Source organism: Pseudomonas alkylphenolica (genome assembly GCF_016009175.1).
Lineage (GTDB): Bacteria > Pseudomonadota > Gammaproteobacteria > Pseudomonadales > Pseudomonadaceae > Aquipseudomonas > Aquipseudomonas alkylphenolica_B.
Map to the genome: position 1 here is coordinate 18,491 of NZ_JADUCM010000017.1, position 15,189 is coordinate 33,679.

Annotated in this window: 14 protein-coding genes; 10 read left to right on the forward strand and 4 right to left on the reverse strand. The window is 61.7% G+C overall.

All coding sequences use genetic code 11. The features are described from left to right. The first annotated feature begins 445 nt into the window (after positions 1-445). The 8 genes from I5S59_RS15635 (at position 446) to I5S59_RS15670 (ending at position 7,586) form a co-directional block, all read left to right on the forward strand. Positions 446-1,780, forward strand: coding sequence for an OprD family porin (locus I5S59_RS15635; protein WP_128323253.1), 1,335 nt, complete (start codon positions 446-448; stop codon positions 1,778-1,780). A 158-nt stretch (positions 1,781-1,938) separates the two neighbouring features. After that, a complete protein-coding gene (locus I5S59_RS15640; protein WP_197877440.1) occupies positions 1,939-2,577 on the forward strand; it encodes a peroxiredoxin in 639 nt (212 codons plus the stop codon). A gap of 299 nt (positions 2,578-2,876) precedes the next feature. Then, positions 2,877-3,470 carry an NADPH-dependent FMN reductase gene (gene ssuE / locus I5S59_RS15645; RefSeq protein ID WP_197877441.1) on the forward strand — a complete coding sequence of 198 codons (594 nt, stop codon included), beginning with the start codon at positions 2,877-2,879 and terminating at the stop codon, positions 3,468-3,470. A gap of 95 nt (positions 3,471-3,565) precedes the next feature. Next, complete coding sequence (locus I5S59_RS15650; protein WP_197877442.1) at positions 3,566-4,531, forward strand: sulfonate ABC transporter substrate-binding protein; 966 nt, start codon at positions 3,566-3,568, stop codon at positions 4,529-4,531. A gap of 58 nt (positions 4,532-4,589) precedes the next feature. Next, positions 4,590-5,738: an FMNH2-dependent alkanesulfonate monooxygenase gene (gene ssuD / locus I5S59_RS15655; RefSeq protein ID WP_197877443.1), complete on the forward strand. Its 1,149-nt coding sequence runs from the start codon at positions 4,590-4,592 to the stop codon at positions 5,736-5,738. A 10-nt stretch (positions 5,739-5,748) separates the two neighbouring features. Further along, positions 5,749-6,543 (forward strand): aliphatic sulfonate ABC transporter permease SsuC, encoded by a 795-nt coding sequence (gene ssuC, locus I5S59_RS15660; protein WP_128323258.1) that lies wholly within the window; start codon positions 5,749-5,751, stop codon positions 6,541-6,543. Further along, complete coding sequence (gene ssuB, locus I5S59_RS15665; RefSeq protein ID WP_197877444.1) at positions 6,540-7,352, forward strand: aliphatic sulfonates ABC transporter ATP-binding protein; 813 nt, start codon at positions 6,540-6,542, stop codon at positions 7,350-7,352. The genes ssuC and ssuB overlap by 4 nt, the downstream gene beginning before the upstream one ends. An 18-nt stretch (positions 7,353-7,370) precedes the next feature. After that, positions 7,371-7,586 carry a TOBE domain-containing protein gene (locus I5S59_RS15670; protein ID WP_128323260.1) on the forward strand — a complete coding sequence of 72 codons (216 nt, stop codon included), beginning with the start codon at positions 7,371-7,373 and terminating at the stop codon, positions 7,584-7,586. A 111-nt stretch (positions 7,587-7,697) separates the two neighbouring features. Here the strand turns inward: I5S59_RS15670 and I5S59_RS15675 are convergent, their stop codons facing one another. The 4 genes from I5S59_RS15675 to I5S59_RS15690 all read right to left on the reverse strand — a co-directional run bounded on the left by I5S59_RS15675 (position 7,698) and on the right by I5S59_RS15690 (position 12,767). After that, entirely contained in the window at positions 7,698-8,324 is a 627-nt protein-coding gene (locus tag I5S59_RS15675) for a TetR/AcrR family transcriptional regulator (RefSeq protein ID WP_197877445.1), read from the reverse strand. A 1-nt stretch (position 8,325) separates the two neighbouring features. Continuing rightward, positions 8,326-9,912 (reverse strand): glutamate--cysteine ligase, encoded by a 1,587-nt coding sequence (gshA, locus tag I5S59_RS15680; RefSeq protein ID WP_197877446.1) that lies wholly within the window; start codon positions 9,910-9,912, stop codon positions 8,326-8,328. Between the two features lie 153 nt (positions 9,913-10,065). After that, positions 10,066-10,449, reverse strand: coding sequence for a PaaI family thioesterase (locus I5S59_RS15685; RefSeq protein WP_197877447.1), 384 nt, complete (start codon positions 10,447-10,449; stop codon positions 10,066-10,068). Next, complete coding sequence (locus I5S59_RS15690) at positions 10,449-12,767, reverse strand: Tex family protein (RefSeq protein ID WP_197877448.1); 2,319 nt, start codon at positions 12,765-12,767, stop codon at positions 10,449-10,451. Before I5S59_RS15690 ends, I5S59_RS15685 begins: the two co-directional genes overlap by 1 nt. A 241-nt stretch (positions 12,768-13,008) precedes the next feature. Here I5S59_RS15690 and ompR point away from each other — a divergent pair, with 241 nt between their 5' ends. Beyond that, complete coding sequence (gene ompR / locus I5S59_RS15695; protein WP_028942311.1) at positions 13,009-13,749, forward strand: two-component system response regulator OmpR; 741 nt, start codon at positions 13,009-13,011, stop codon at positions 13,747-13,749. A gap of 126 nt (positions 13,750-13,875) precedes the next feature. Continuing rightward, on the forward strand, positions 13,876-15,189 hold the full coding sequence (locus tag I5S59_RS15700) for an ATP-binding protein (RefSeq protein ID WP_028942310.1): 1,314 nt from the start codon (positions 13,876-13,878) through the stop codon (positions 15,187-15,189).

Consider the following 15,189-nt stretch of genomic DNA (forward strand, 5'->3'; position numbering starts at 1 on the left):
CCTTCTCAGGCGGTCGGTGAGAGACGATGAGAAGAAGGCTAATTGATCTAAGAAAGTAAAAATAAATAACTTTTTAGCATTAGCTTAGGAGCCAAACGCTGTAAGGCCGATCATGCGACGGTGCAGGGGAGAAAACGCTTTGATCTAGCAGGGAATTTGCTAATGCCCTTCAGGAATTAGCCAAGGTGCCGACAACGGCAGCGGAGAAATTTGCAGTTCATATTCCGTAATAATCTGAAAATTTACGAAATAAGTCTTTTTGGAATTATAGGATTGTCATTATCCTTGAGCCCAAGGGTTGGCGCATTAGACCAAAGTAGTGAAATGAATGGTTACGATTGACTTGACGGTCACCCTTTGGTGCTAATCGCCAATCGACGTCGAGCAGGGCAACAAGATCCTGCCGTAAGCGACACACAAAAATTAGAAATGAGAGGAGCAAAACATGTACAAGTCGACCTTGGCTATTGCCGTGGCCGTAGGGGTTCTTGCCCAGCAAGCGGGCGCCGCCGGTTTCGTTGAAGACAGCAAGCTGTCGCTCAGTTCGCGGACCATGTATTTCGACAACGACGACCGTGAGACCGGTGGCTCCAGCAGCCGTGAATCCGGCCAGGGTTTCAAGGTGGATTACCTGTCGGGCTTTACTCAAGGCACCGTAGGTTTCGGCGTTGACGTCCAGGCGCTGTGGGGCATTCACCTGGATGGTGGTAAAGGTCATCACCCGAACAACAGCACTTTCTTCCCTAGCGATACCGATGGCTCGGCTGTTGATCAGTGGGCACGCATCGGCGGTAACGCCAAAGCGCGCTTCTCGAAGACTGAAGCCCACTTTGGTAGCGCCCTGGCACCTAACCTGCCAATCCTCGTCGCGAACGATGGTCGTCTGCTGCCGCAAACGTTTGAAGGCGGTACGATCCAGTCGAAAGAAATCGACAACCTGACCCTGAACGCCGGTCAGCTGACTCACGCCATGGGCCGTGCGTCGAGCAACCGTACCGGTCTGTCTGTTGCCGGTGGCACCCAGGACAGCAACAAGTTCCAGTTTGCCGGTGGCGACTGGAAGGTCACCAAAGACCTGACCCTGCAGTACTACTACGCGAACCTGGAAGACTACTACAAGCAGCACTTCCTGGGCCTGACCCACGTGTTCCCGATTGCTGACGACCAGTCGTTCAAAACCGACCTGCGCTATTTCGACAGCCGCAGCGACGGTGCGAACGGCGACGCCACGCACTTCTTCAGCAACAACGGCGGTTATGCCAAGAACGCTGGCGAGGTCGACAACAAGACCTGGTCTGCCATCTTCACTTACACCCTGGGTGGCCATGCGTTCCTGCTCGGTCATCAACAGGTCGGTGATGACGGCGGTTTCGTCTATCTGGGTCAGGGTGACGTCCTCAGAGATGGCACCACGCGCAACGAAGGCAACGGCGGCTCGAGCTTCTACCTGTTCACCGACAGCATGATCAACTCGTTTGTCCGTGCCGGTGAAAACACCACCTTCGGTCAGTACTCGTACGACTTCGCACGCCTGGGTGTGCCGGGCCTGAAGGCTTCGGTCAACTACCTGCGTGGTGATGACGTTCGCTACAAGTCCGGCAACGGTACCTATGACGAGTGGGAACGCGACGCGCGTGTCGACTACGTCATTCAGGAAGGCACCCTCAAAGGCCTGGGCGCCAGCCTGCGTCACGGTGTCTACCGTGGTGAAGGCAACGAGTCCGCTCGTGACCAGGACCAGACCCGCCTGATCTTCAACTACACTTACAACTTCATGTAAGTCCGGTTGAAACAAGAAGCCTCGCCTGGTGCGAGGCTTTTTTATGCCTGCCTGTTTATAGATTCAAAGGTTATAAATAAATCGATATTTATTCTTTTTGTTTTCTATGCACTGCAGGCACAGTGAACCCATAACGAACCCAGCCAAGGAGCCGCACCATGAGCCTCAGACTCGGCGACATCGCCCCCGACTTCGAGCAAGAATCCAGCGAAGGCAAGATCCGTTTCCACGAATGGCTGGGCAGCAGCTGGGGCGTGTTGTTCTCGCACCCTGCCGACTTCACCCCGGTGTGCACTACCGAGCTGGGTTTCACCGCCAAGCTCAAGGACCAGTTCGCCGAGCGCGGGGTCAAGGCCATTGCCCTGTCGGTAGACCCGGTGGATTCGCACCACCGCTGGATCGAAGACATCAACGAAACCCAGAACACCATCGTCAACTTTCCGATTCTGGCCGATGCCGATCGCAAGGTGTCCGATCTCTATGACCTGATCCACCCCAACGCCAACGACACCCTGACGGTGCGCTCCCTGTTCGTGATCGACCCGAACAAGAAAATCCGTCTGACCATCACCTATCCGGCCAGCACCGGGCGCAACTTCCACGAGATCTTGCGGGTGATCGATTCGCTGCAACTGACCGACAACCACAAGGTTGCCACGCCGGCCAACTGGCAGGACGGTGACGAGGTGGTGATCGTGCCGTCGCTCAAGGACGAAGAGGAAATCAAGCAACGCTTTCCGAAGGGCTACCGGGCGGTCAAGCCGTACCTGCGCCTGACCCCGCAGCCAAACCGCTGATCTTCATGCAAAGCAGGGTTTTGGGGCCGTTTCGACGGCCCTTTTTTTTGCGCGCGTGCAACGCATAACCGTAGGAGCCAGGCTTGCCGGCGAAGAACGAAATGCGCTGTGCCAGTGACACCGCAGCGTCTGATTCGCCGGCAAGCCTGGCTCCTACAATGGCGCTACATAGCTCTAAAATTTATAACCAAATGAAAAAATATGATTTATTGATATATGCGGTGAACTGTTAAGGTCACTTCATTCCGGCGAGCACTCAACCTCGCGGCCCTCTAGAACACGATCAAGGATGTGCTCCAATGCTGGTTGTTTCTCTCGGTGGTAGTCCCAGTTTGCGTTCGCGTACCGGCGTACTGCTTGAGCGCAGCCGCCAGTGGTTGCAGAGCCAGGGCGTTGAAGTGGTGACCTTCCAGGTACGCGACTTTCCGGCCGAAGACCTGCTGCATGCACGTTTCGACAGCCCCAAGGTGCAACATTTTCTGCAACTGGTAGAGCAGGCCGACGGCCTGATCGTTGCGACCCCGGTGTACAAGGCATCGTTTGCCGGTGCGCTGAAAACCCTGCTCGACCTGCTGCCTGAGCGCGCCCTGAGCCACAAGGTTGTTTTGCCCATCGCCACCGGCGGCAGTATCGCCCACATGCTGGCCGTGGATTACGCGCTCAAGCCGGTGTTGTCTGCGCTCAAGGCGCAGGAAACCCTGCAAGGGATCTTTGCTGACGACAGCCAGATCACTTACGGCGAAGGCAGCGCCGCTGCCCAGCTGGCACCGGTGCTGGAGCAGCGCCTGAACGAATCGCTGGAACTGTTTCACAGCGCGCTGGCGCGCCGACCGAAACCGGTCGCGCCCGGTGTACTGAACGAGCGTCTGCTCAGTGCTCGCTGGAGCATCTGAGGCGTACCACCCGATTTCTGCAATTCCCACCTTACTCGCCCGCCAACGGGCAAGCAGGTGCAGCCTGAACCTCAACCGCAAAAAAGGAGAGCGCTATGCGCACTGTCATTTTGCGTCGTGGTCTGGTCGCTCTGTTTGCTGCGGCTGTGTCCTTCGGCGCCATTACTCAAGCTCAGGCTGAAAGCCTGCGAATCGGTTATCAGAAATACGGCACCCTGGTGCTGCTCAAGGCCAAGGGCTCGCTGGAAAAGCGTCTGGCTGCCCAGGGCATCCAGGTGCAATGGACCGAGTTCCCCGGCGGCCCGCAGCTGCTTGAAGGCCTGAACGTCGGCTCGATCGACTTCGGTGTCACCGGCGAGACCCCGCCTGTATTTGCCCAGGCGGCCGGCGCCGACCTGCTGTATGTCGCCTATGAGCCGCCAGCACCGCACAGTGAAGCGATCCTGGTGCCCAAGGGTTCGGCGATCCAGTCGGTGAAAGACCTCAAGGGCAAGAAAGTCGCGCTCAACAAAGGTTCCAACGTGCACTACCTGCTGGTGCGTGCGCTGGAAGATGCCGGCCTGAAGTACACCGATATCCAGCCGGTATTCCTGCCCCCGGCCGACGCCCGCGCGGCGTTCGAGCGTGGCAGCGTCGATGCCTGGGTCATCTGGGACCCGTACCAGGCCGCCGCCGAGCAGCAGTTGCAGGCGCGCACCCTGCGCGACGGCAACGGTATCGTCGACAACCATCAGTTCTACCTGGCCACCAAGCCATACGCGCAAAAACACCCTGAAGTGATCAGCGCGCTGGTGGACGAAGTGCGGGCAGTGGGGGAGTGGTCCAAGGCCAACCCACAGGAGGTTACCGATCAGGTTGCACCGCTGCTGGGCCTGCCAGCCGACATCACCCTGACCTCGGTCAAACGCCAGGGTTATGGCGCCCACTTCCTCACCCCGGAAGTGGTCACTGCGCAACAGAAAATTGCCGACACCTTCCACACGCTCAAGCTGATTCCCAAGCCACTGAGCATCAAGGATGTGATCTGGACTCCCCCGGCCAAGGTCGCCACTGCGCCTTGACGACTTGCCTGTGCCGGGGCCTGGCCCCGGCGTGCGTTCCCTTTAGGAGACAACTCCGATGAGCCTCAATGTTTTCTGGTTTCTCCCCACCCATGGCGATGGCCACTACCTGGGCACCTCCGACGGTGCGCGCGCAGTCGATCACGGCTACCTGCAGCAGATTGCCCAGGCTGCCGATCGCCTGGGGTTTGGCGGTGTACTGATTCCGACCGGTCGCTCCTGCGAAGACTCCTGGCTGGTGGCGGCCTCGCTGATTCCGGTCACCCAGCGCCTGAAGTTCCTGGTCGCACTGCGCCCGGGCATCATCTCGCCGACCGTGGCTGCACGTCAGGCGGCGACCCTGGACCGTCTCTCCGGTGGCCGCGCGTTGTTCAACCTGGTCACCGGTGGCGACCCGGAAGAGCTCTCGGGTGACGGCCTGTTCCTCAGCCACGAAGAGCGCTACCAGGCGTCTGTCGAATTCACCCGGATCTGGCGCCGCGTGCTGGAAGGCGAAACCGTCGATTACGACGGTCAGCACATTCAGGTCAAAGGCGCCAAGTTGCTTTACCCGCCCGTCCAGCAGCCGCGTCCGCCGCTGTACTTCGGCGGCTCCTCGGACGCCGCGCAGGACCTCGCTGCCGAGCAGGTCGAGATGTACCTCACCTGGGGTGAGCCACCGGCTGCGGTAGCCGAGAAGATCGAGCAGGTGCGCGCCAAGGCCGCCAAGCAAGGCCGTACGGTACGCTTCGGCATTCGTCTGCATGTGATTGTGCGCGAAACCAACGCGGAAGCCTGGCAGGCGGCTGAACGTCTTATTTCACACCTGGACGACGACACCATTGCCCGCGCCCAGGCCTCGCTGGCGCGGTTTGATTCGGTGGGCCAGCAGCGCATGGCCGCGCTGCACGGCGGTAACCGTGACAACCTGGAAGTCAGCCCCAACCTCTGGGCCGGTGTCGGCCTGGTGCGCGGTGGTGCCGGTACCGCGCTGGTGGGCGATGGACCGACCGTGGCAGCGCGGGTCAAGGAGTACGCCGCACTCGGTATCGATACCTTCATCTTCTCGGGTTACCCACACCTGGAAGAGTCGTACCGGGTCGCTGAACTGCTGTTCCCGCACCTGGATGTGGAACGTCCGGAGCTGCCCAAGAGTGGCGGCTACGTAAGCCCGTTCGGTGAGATGGTCGCCAACGACATCCTGCCAACGTCCGCCGCAAAGCGCTGAGGGCCTGGCCATGAGTCGAGTCTCTACTCCCTGGACGCAGCGCCTGGCACCCTGGGTACTGCCGTTGCTGTTGCTGGCGGTCTGGCAACTGGCGGTCAGCGCGGGCTGGCTGTCGACGCGCATCCTGCCGGCACCGAGCGCCGTCCTGACGGCGGGTGTCGAACTGGTGCGCAGCGGTGAAATCTGGACCCATCTGGCCATCAGTGGCTGGCGTGCGGCGCTTGGTTTCGTCATTGGTGGTGCCATCGGGCTGGCGCTGGGCTTTATCACCGGCCTGTCGAAATGGGGTGAACGTCTGCTCGACAGCTCGGTACAGATGATCCGCAACGTGCCGCACCTGGCGCTGATTCCACTGGTGATCCTGTGGTTTGGCATCGATGAGTCGGCGAAGATTTTCCTGGTGGCGCTGGGCACGTTGTTCCCCATCTACCTCAACACCTACCACGGCATCCGCAACGTTGACCCGGCACTGGTGGAAATGGCGCGCAGCTATGGCCTGTCGGGTTTCGAACTGTTCCGCCAGGTGATCCTGCCCGGTGCCTTGCCGTCGATTCTGGTCGGGGTGCGTTTTGCCCTTGGCTTCATGTGGCTGACCCTGATCGTTGCCGAAACGATCTCGGCCAACGCCGGTATCGGCTACCTGGCAATGAACGCCCGGGAGTTCCTGCAGACCGACGTAGTGGTCCTGGCCATCGTGCTCTATGCCGTGCTGGGCAAGCTGGCCGATCTGGCAGCACGCGGGCTGGAGCGTGTCTGGCTGCGCTGGCACCCGGCTTATCAACCGACCCGGGGAGAGGGCGCATGACCATCCTCAAGGAATCACCACAACACTTGCTGCGCGGCATTCCGCTGGCGGCCAAGAACCTGCAGAAAACCTTTGGCCAACGCCAGGTACTGCGCGACATCGATTTGCACATACCGGCCGGGCAGTTCGTCGCTATCGTCGGGCGCAGCGGATGCGGCAAGAGCACCTTGTTGCGCCTGCTGGCCGGTCTGGATCAGCCCACCGCGGGCGAGTTGCTGGCAGGCTCGGCCGCCCTCAGCGAAGCCCGCGAGGATACCCGGCTGATGTTCCAGGAAGCGCGCCTGCTGCCCTGGAAGAAGGTTATCGACAACGTTGGCCTGGGCTTGTCCGGAAACTGGCGTGAGCAGGCGCTCAAAGCCCTGGAGGCGGTCGGCCTGGCCGAGCGTGCCAACGAGTGGCCCGCCGCGCTCTCGGGCGGGCAGAAGCAGCGTGTGGCCCTGGCCCGCGCCCTGATTCACCAGCCGCGGCTGCTACTGCTCGACGAGCCACTGGGCGCGCTGGACGCCCTGACCCGCATCGAGATGCAGCAACTGATCGAACGGCTATGGCGCGAACATGGCTTTACCGTCCTGCTGGTGACCCACGATGTCAGCGAAGCGGTAGCGGTCGCTGACCGGGTGATCCTCATCGAGGATGGCGAGGTCGGGCTGGACCTCACGGTCGATCTGCCGCGTCCCCGTGTGCGTGGCTCGCATCGCCTGGCTGCGCTGGAAACCGAAGTACTCAACCGCGTTCTTTCGGTACCGGGCACACCGCCGGAACCGGAACCCGTAGCACCGTTGCCGACGCAATTGCGTTGGGCTCACTGACCAGAAGGAAGCAAGCAGATGACTATCAAAGCGATCAACGTCCGTAACCAGTTCAAAGGCACCGTGAAGGAAATTCTCGAAGGACCGGTGTTGTCCGAAATCGACGTGCAAACGGCGTCGGGCATCGTCACTTCGGTCATCACCACCCGCTCGGTACGCGAGCTGGAACTGGCCGTTGGCAGTGAAGTGATTGCCTTCGTGAAGTCGACTGAAGTGTCGATTGCCAAGCTCTGATACTGCGTTCAATGGCGACCGCTTTGCGGTCGATCGCCGGCTTCGCCAGCTCCCACAGGTCAGTGGTGTACATGATAACTGTGGGAGCTGGCGCAGCCGGCGACAGGGCCGTCAGCGTTTAGGCAGGAATGGCGGCAGGTACAACCCCAGATACGCATCGAACACCCGCATGCCTTCTTCAGCCATGCGCGGCGTGATTTGCCCGTGCAGCTGCATCGAGCGGGCATACACCCGATCTCCCAGCTCCATGGCCAGGGCAAACACATCGACATCATCGGGCAGCACCGGCAACTGGAAGTGCTGGGCGAACAGTGCGTGCATTTGCACCCCCAGTTCAATGTCGTGCTGACGGTCGGCCTGGGTGACTTCGCTCAAGCCATGCTGGGCGAGGATCAACTGACGGGCAGCGGCATCCTCGTGATAAATGCTCAGCATGCGCTGTTCAACCAGGCGCGACAGGTCATGCCAGGTGTTCAGCGAAGACGTCTCGATCGGCGCCGCCAGACACGCCCTGAAAGCACGGTGCACATCGGCGGTCAGCGCTTCGAGCAGGGCCGGGACACTGGCGAAAAAGTGATACACCGACGACGGCGGAATCTGCGCCTGTTCGGCCACACTGTAGATCGACAGGCTGGCCACGCCCTGGTCGGCCAGCAGCTCGCGCGCCGTCGCCAGGATCGCGTCGATCCTGGCCTGGCTGCTGGCGCGCGGTTTGCGTTGGGTGACGATGCGGCTCATCTCAGTTGCTGATCGCCAGAATGCTGGCCTGGTAGGCGCTGACGAACAGGTCGAAATCGGCCTTGTCCTCTTCACGCTCAAGCTTGGCCTGTGCTTCCAGTGACTCCCGTGCTGCCGTTTCAAAGCGTTGTTGCTCGTCGGCGGGCAATGCCTGGGCGCGGAAGAACTCGGCATGCGCCTGGCTCTGGCGCAAGGCAAAGCGGCTGAAGCCTTCCTTGTGCTCGGTCATGCTCGCCAGCACCTGCGCCGACGGCGTCAGGGACGGGTCGCTGACTTTGGCCTTTTGCAGGTCCAGCGCTTTGGCGTGCTCGTCACTGCCCTGGCTGCGGTCCAGCAGTTCGGCCAGCGGTGCAATGCGTTCGAGCAGCTCATCAGCCCACTCCTTGAGTGCCACCGGTTTGCCGTGGCGTTGCAGCATCAGCCCCGGGCGCCGGCCTTCCTTGACCACACTGAGGAAGTTGCCAGTGCAGTTGCCGCATTCCAGGTAACCCAGCAGCGGGCTGTCGTCCAGGGCGCAGAACAGCAGGAAGGCGTCGAGGAAGCGTGCTTCGGGCAGGTCGATACCGGTCGGCAGGAACGGGTTGATGTCCAGGCAGCGTACTTCCACATACTGGATACCACGGGCCATCAGCGCCTGGATCGGCCGCTCACCGCTGTAGGTGACACGTTTCGGGCGGATGTTCGAGTAGTACTCGTTTTCGATCTGCAGGATGTTGGTGTTGAGCTGTACCCACTCGCCATCCTTGTGGGTACCGATTTCCACATACGGCGCATAGGGCGTCGCGACAGCCTTGCGCAGGCTGTCGGTGTAACTGTTCAGGTCGTTGTAGCACGGGGTCAGGCCGGCCTGGGCGTTGCTCTGGTAACCCAGGTCGCTCATGCGCAGGCTGGTGGCGTACGGCAGGTAGAGCGTTTCGGCGTCGAACTGTTCGAGCTGGTGCGCACGGCCACGCAGGAACCCGGCGTCCAGGGCCGGCGAGGCACCGAACAGGTACATCAGCAGCCAGCTGTAGCGGCGGAAGTTGCGGATCAGGGCAATGTAGGCGGCCGACTGATAGTCGCGCTCATCGGCGCTGCTGCCTTCGGCATCGCGCAGCAATGGCCAGAGCTTTTCCGGCAGCGAGAAGTTGTAGTGAATCCCGGCGATGCACTGCATGGTACGACCGTAACGCAGGGCCAGGCCTTTGCGGTAGACGTACTTGAGCTGGCCGATGTTGGAGTCGCCATACCAGGCAATCGGAATGTCTTCCTCGGCCGGTAGCGGGCAAGGCATCGACGGACTCCACAGGTATTCGCTACCCAGCTTGGTGTAGGCGAACCGGTGGATGTTTTCCAGGCTCTGGAGGGTTTGCGCAGGGTCAGCCAACGCCGGAGTGATGAACTCCAGCAGCGACTCCGAGTAGTCGGTAGTGATCTGCTCATGGGTCAGCGCCGCGCCGAGGGCTTCGGGGTGCGGGGTCTGAGCCAGGCGACCTTCCTCGGTCACACGCAGGCATTCGCGCTCGATGCCGTGCAGGCACTGCTTGAGCAGGGAGAGGTTGTCGCCTTGGCCGAGCAGGCTCAGGCGGCAGTTGAGAAGTTCGCTCAAGATGGATTCCTTCACGCGTCAGTCGCCCCAATATGGGGGTGGAGTTGACGGTCTACAAGGGTGGACAGAGGAACTGGCGTTGTCGCCTGGTATTGGCCGGCTTCCGGCAGTGCCCGCGCTCTGCCGAAAGTATCGCAAATTGGCTACTGGCCGCTAGAGGATGGCGAAGGTTCCCTGAGCCTTGGCGACCAGTTTGTCGCCCTGGCGTACATCGGCGTCGACCACCAGTGTACGCCGCCCGGCGTGCAGCACCCGGGCAATGCACAGTACTTCACCGTCGCTGACGGCGCGCAGGTAGTTGATCTTGCATTCCAGGGTCACGCTCTGCTGGTCGAAACCATGGGCGCTGGAGCAGGCCAGGCCCATGGCGGTGTCGACCAGGCTGAAGATCACCCCGCCATGCATCTTGCCGCCACGGTTGCGCAGGTGCGGCTCCAGGGCCAGGGTCATCTCTGCAACGCCTGACTCCAGGCGTTGCAACCGGCAGCCGAGCAGCTCGCTGAAGGCGCTGAGGACCACCTCTTGCGAAGCGTCCATCACTTCTTCTTCATCTGCTTGGCATTGGCGAACAGGGCGGCCATGGCGTTGTTGGCCGGTGGCGCGGTGTCCTTGACGCGCGGCGCAGCGCTTTGCTGGCGCGGTGCCGAACCCGGGCGGCTGCCACGTGCACCGTCGACTTTCTCGCCCGGTGTATCGCTCATGCGCATCGACAGGCCAACGCGTTTACGCGGGATGTCGACTTCCATGACCTTGACCTTGACCACGTCACCGGCTTTCACCGCCTCACGCGGGTCTTTGATGAACTTCTCCGACAACGCGGAGATATGCACCAGGCCGTCCTGATGCACGCCGATATCGACGAAAGCACCAAAGTTGGTGACGTTGGTCACCACGCCTTCGAGGATCATCCCCAGTTGCAGGTCCTTGAGGTCTTCGACGCCTTCCTGGAACTCGGCGGTCTTGAACTCCGGACGCGGGTCGCGGCCAGGCTTGTCCAGCTCCTGGAGGATGTCGGTGACGGTCGGCAAGCCGAAGGACTCGTCGGTGAACTTCTTCGGGTCCAGGCGCTTGAGGAAGCCGCTGTCGCCGATCAGCGAGCGGATGTCGCGGTCGGTGTCGGCAGCGATGCGTTGAACCAGCGGATAGGCTTCCGGGTGAACGGCCGAAGCGTCCAGCGGGTTGTCGCCGTTCATCACGCGCAGGAAGCCTGCGGCCTGTTCAAAGGTCTTTTCGCCCAGGCGGCTGACTTTTTTCAGCGCCGCGCGGGTTTTGAACGCACCGTTGGCGTCACGGTGCGCCACGATGTTTTGCGCCAGGGTGCTGTTGAGGCCGGAGATGCGTGCCAGCAGGGCGACCGAGGCGGTGTTGACGTCGACGCCGACGGCGTTCACGCAGTCCTCGACCACAGCATCCAGGCCGCGCGCCAGCTTGAGCTGCGAGACGTCGTGCTGGTACTGGCCGACACCGATGGACTTCGGATCGATCTTCACCAGTTCAGCCAGTGGGTCCTGAAGACGGCGGGCAATGGAGACCGCACCACGGATCGACACGTCCAGGTCCGGGAACTCGCGGGCTGCCAGTTCCGAGGCCGAGTACACCGAAGCGCCGGCTTCGGAGACCATGATCTTGGTCATTTTCAGTGCTGGGTATTTTTTGATCAGCTCGGCGGCCAGTTTGTCGGTCTCGCGGCTGGCGGTACCGTTACCGATGGCAATCAGCTCAACCGAATGCTTGGCGCACAGGGCGGCGAGCACGGCGATGGTCTGGTCCCACTGGTTTTTCGGCACGTGCGGGTAAACCGTGGCGGTGTCGAGCAGTTTGCCGGTGGCGTCGACCACCGCGACCTTGCAACCGGTGCGCAGGCCCGGGTCAAGGCCCAGGGTCGCGCGCGGGCCGGCTGGCGCGGCCAGCAGCAGGTCGTGCAGGTTGCGGGCAAAAACGTTGATGGCCTCGCCTTCGGCGTTGTCGCGCAACTCACCAAACAGGTCGGTTTCCAGGTGGCTGTAGAGCTTGACCTTCCAGGTCCAGCGCACCACCTCGGCCAACCATTTGTCGGCTGGACGGTTCTGGTTCTTCAGGCCGAAACGCTCGGCGATCATCAGTTCGCACGGGTGCAAGGTGCCGGGCAGTTCTTCGCCGACTTTCAGCGAGGCGGCCAGTACACCTTCGTTACGGCCACGGAAAATCGCCAGGGCGCGGTGCGACGGCACACTCTTGAGCAGTTCGTCGTGTTCGAAGTAGTCGCGGAACTTGGCGCCTTCTTCTTCCTTGCCAGCCACCAGGCGGGCACTGAGCACGGCTTCCTGCTTGAGGAAGTTGCGCAGTTTGTCGAGCAGGCTGGCGTCCTCGGCAAAGCGCTCCATCAGGATGTACTTGGCGCCTTCAAGGGCTGACTTGACGTCGGCGACGCCTTTTTCGGCGTCGACAAAACGCGCCGCTTCAACCTCGGGACTCAGCTGTGGGTCGTTGAACAGGCCGTCAGCCAGCTCGCCCAGGCCGGCGTCCAGGGCGATCTGGCCCTTGGTGCGGCGCTTTTGCTTGTAGGGCAGGTAGAGGTCTTCGAGGCGGGTCTTGGTGTCGGCCAGTTTGATCTCGCGGGCCAGCTCCGGGGTCAGTTTGCCTTGCTCTTCGATGCTGGCCAGGATGCTGACGCGGCGTTCGTCCAGCTCTCGCAGGTAGCGCAGGCGTTCTTCCAGATGGCGCAGCTGCGTGTCATCCAGGCTGCCGGTCACTTCTTTACGGTAACGGGCGATAAAAGGCACCGTCGAGCCTTCATCAAGCAGGGCCACGGCCGCTTCGACCTGTTGCGGGCGGACGCCGAGTTCTTCGGCGATGCGGCTGTTGATGCTGTCCATAAAACCACCTGACATAGTGTGATGACAAAGGCCGCGGACGGGCGCCAATAGGGCGCTCGGGTCAGTGCGGCGCTGGCTGAAAGCGGCGCATTATACCCAGTGCAAACAGGTTGCGGTGATAGCAGCGCGCCAGCTATCGACCGGGTCGAACTGGCGCACAGGGAAAAATCTGCTAACAATGCACACGGCACGGTCAATGGCGGCTAAGCCATAATGCGTGCCGAGATTAGAGGAGTTATCAATGAGCAGCACTGCACAAACCGCTGAAGGCGAAAAAATTCTCATCGTCGATGACGACCCGGGCTTGAGCAGCCTGTTGGAACGTTTCTTCACCAGCAAGGGTTATCGCGCCCGTGCCGTGCCCAATACCGAGCAGATGGACCGCCTGCTGGCCCGCGAAGTATTCAACCTGGTGGTCCTTGACCTGATGCTGCCTGGCGAAGACGGCCTGACCGCCTGTCGGCGCCTGCGCGCGGCAAACAACCAGATCCCGATCATCATGCTCACCGCCAAGGGCGATGAGCTGAGCCGGATCAAGGGGCTGGAGCTGGGCGCTGACGACTACCTGGCCAAACCGTTCAACCCTGACGAGCTGATGGCGCGGGTCAAGGCCGTGCTGCGTCGTCAGGCCCCCACGGTGCCGGGTGCACCGGGCAGCGAAGACGAAACCGTCACCTTCGGTGACTACGAGCTGTCGCTGGCGACCCGTGAGCTCAAGCGCGGCGAAGAAGTGCACATGCTCACCACCGGTGAGTTCGCGGTGCTCAAGGCCCTGGTCATGCATGCCCGCGAGCCGCTGACCCGCGACAAGCTGATGAACCTGGCGCGTGGCCGCGAGTGGGATGCGCTGGAGCGCTCCATCGACGTTCAGATCTCCCGCCTGCGGCGCATGATCGAACCCGACCCGTCGAAGCCGCGCTATATCCAGACGGTCTGGGGCGTTGGTTACGTGTTCGTACCGGATGGCAATGCCAGCAAGTGATGTTTCGTTTGTAGACGTCAGCCACTGCAAACAGGGCGAACCTTCGGGTTGCCCTGTTTTTGCGTGTGCAAAGTCCGCAAAGCCTGCGAGCCATGCTCGTTCCTGCAAAGTGTGTAGCCGTTGTCGATGAAAACGCCCCTGTGGTTCCCGCAAAGCTTCTTCGCCCGCACCCTCTGGCTGGTGCTGATCGTCGTGCTGTTCTCCAAGGCGCTGACCTTGGTTTACCTGCTGATGAACGAAGACGTGCTGGTCGATCGCCAGTACAGCCACGGCGTAGCCTTGACCCTGCGCGCCTACTGGGCGGCCGATGAGTCCGACCGGGACAAGATTGCCGAAGCTGCCGGGTTGATCCGGGTGGTGGGCTCCGGTGTGCCGGAGGGCGAGCAACACTGGCCCTACAGCGAAATCTACCAGCGCCAGATGCAGGCGGAGCTGGGTGCTGACACCGAGGTACGCCTGCGCATTCACGCGCCGCCCGCGCTGTGGGTGCGGGCGCCAAGCCTGGGTGATGGCTGGTTGAAGGTGCCGCTGTACCCGCACCCTTTGCGTGGCCAGAAAATCTGGAGCGTGCTGGGCTGGTTCCTGGCCATCGGGCTGTTGTCCACAGCCTCGGCGTGGATCTTTGTGCGCCAGCTCAATCAGCCGCTCAAGCGCCTGGTATTTGCTGCCCGGCAACTGGGGCAGGGGCGTAGCGTCAGGCTGCCGATCAGTGATACGCCCAGCGAGATGACCGAGGTGTACCGCGCCTTCAACCAGATGGCCGAAGATGTCGAACAGGCCGGACGCGAGCGGGAACTGATGCTTGCAGGCGTTTCACATGACTTGCGCACACCCCTGACCCGCCTGCGCCTGTCGCTGTCGTTGCTGGCCAATGAAAGCGACCTGACCGACGACATGGTGCGCGACATTGAAGACATGGACGCCATCCTCGACCAGTTCCTGGCGTTTATTCGCGATGGGCGTGACGAGCCGGTGGAGCAGGTCGATCTGAGCGATCTGGTGCGTGAGGTGGTGGCGCCCTTCAACCAGCCCGAAGAGCGGGTGCGCCTGTGCCTTGAGCCGATTCCGCCGTTCCCGCTGCGCCGGGTGTCGCTCAAGCGCCTGTTGAACAACCTGATCGGCAACGCCCTTTACCATGCGGGCAAAGGCGTCGAGGTGGCGGCGTATGTCTCCGGTGACAGTAGCGCGCCCTATGTAGTGCTTAGTGTGCTGGACCGTGGGGCGGGCATCGACCCGAACGAGCTGGAAGGTATTTTCAACCCGTTCATTCGTGGCGACCGGGCCCGCAGTGGCAAGGGCACGGGGTTGGGGCTGGCAATCGTCAAGCGTATTGCCGCCCAGCACGGCGGCAATGTCGAGCTGCGCAACCGCTCCGGTGGCGGGCTGGAAGCCCGCGTGCGCCTGCCGTTGGGGTTGCTGTTGCCGCGTGACGCGGTGTAA

Bases quoted from the DNA above. Each gene is read 5' to 3' on its own strand.
- I5S59_RS15635 (WP_128323253.1), top strand. From the start codon at position 446: ATGTACAAGTCGACCTTGGCTATTGCCGTGGCCGTAGGGGTTCTTGCC.
- I5S59_RS15640 (WP_197877440.1), top strand. From the start codon at position 1,939: ATGAGCCTCAGACTCGGCGACATCGCCCCCGACTTCGAGCAAGAATCC.
- ssuE (WP_197877441.1), top strand. From the start codon at position 2,877: ATGCTGGTTGTTTCTCTCGGTGGTAGTCCCAGTTTGCGTTCGCGTACC.
- I5S59_RS15650 (WP_197877442.1), top strand. From the start codon at position 3,566: ATGCGCACTGTCATTTTGCGTCGTGGTCTGGTCGCTCTGTTTGCTGCG.
- ssuD (WP_197877443.1), top strand. From the start codon at position 4,590: ATGAGCCTCAATGTTTTCTGGTTTCTCCCCACCCATGGCGATGGCCAC.
- ssuC (WP_128323258.1), top strand. From the start codon at position 5,749: ATGAGTCGAGTCTCTACTCCCTGGACGCAGCGCCTGGCACCCTGGGTA.
- ssuB (WP_197877444.1), top strand. From the start codon at position 6,540: ATGACCATCCTCAAGGAATCACCACAACACTTGCTGCGCGGCATTCCG.
- I5S59_RS15670 (WP_128323260.1), top strand. From the start codon at position 7,371: ATGACTATCAAAGCGATCAACGTCCGTAACCAGTTCAAAGGCACCGTG.
- I5S59_RS15675 (WP_197877445.1), bottom strand. From the start codon at position 8,324: ATGAGCCGCATCGTCACCCAACGCAAACCGCGCGCCAGCAGCCAGGCC.
- I5S59_RS15685 (WP_197877447.1), bottom strand. From the start codon at position 10,449: ATGGACGCTTCGCAAGAGGTGGTCCTCAGCGCCTTCAGCGAGCTGCTC.
- I5S59_RS15690 (WP_197877448.1), bottom strand. From the start codon at position 12,767: ATGGACAGCATCAACAGCCGCATCGCCGAAGAACTCGGCGTCCGCCCG.
- ompR (WP_028942311.1), top strand. From the start codon at position 13,009: ATGAGCAGCACTGCACAAACCGCTGAAGGCGAAAAAATTCTCATCGTC.
- I5S59_RS15700 (WP_028942310.1), top strand. From the start codon at position 13,876: ATGAAAACGCCCCTGTGGTTCCCGCAAAGCTTCTTCGCCCGCACCCTC.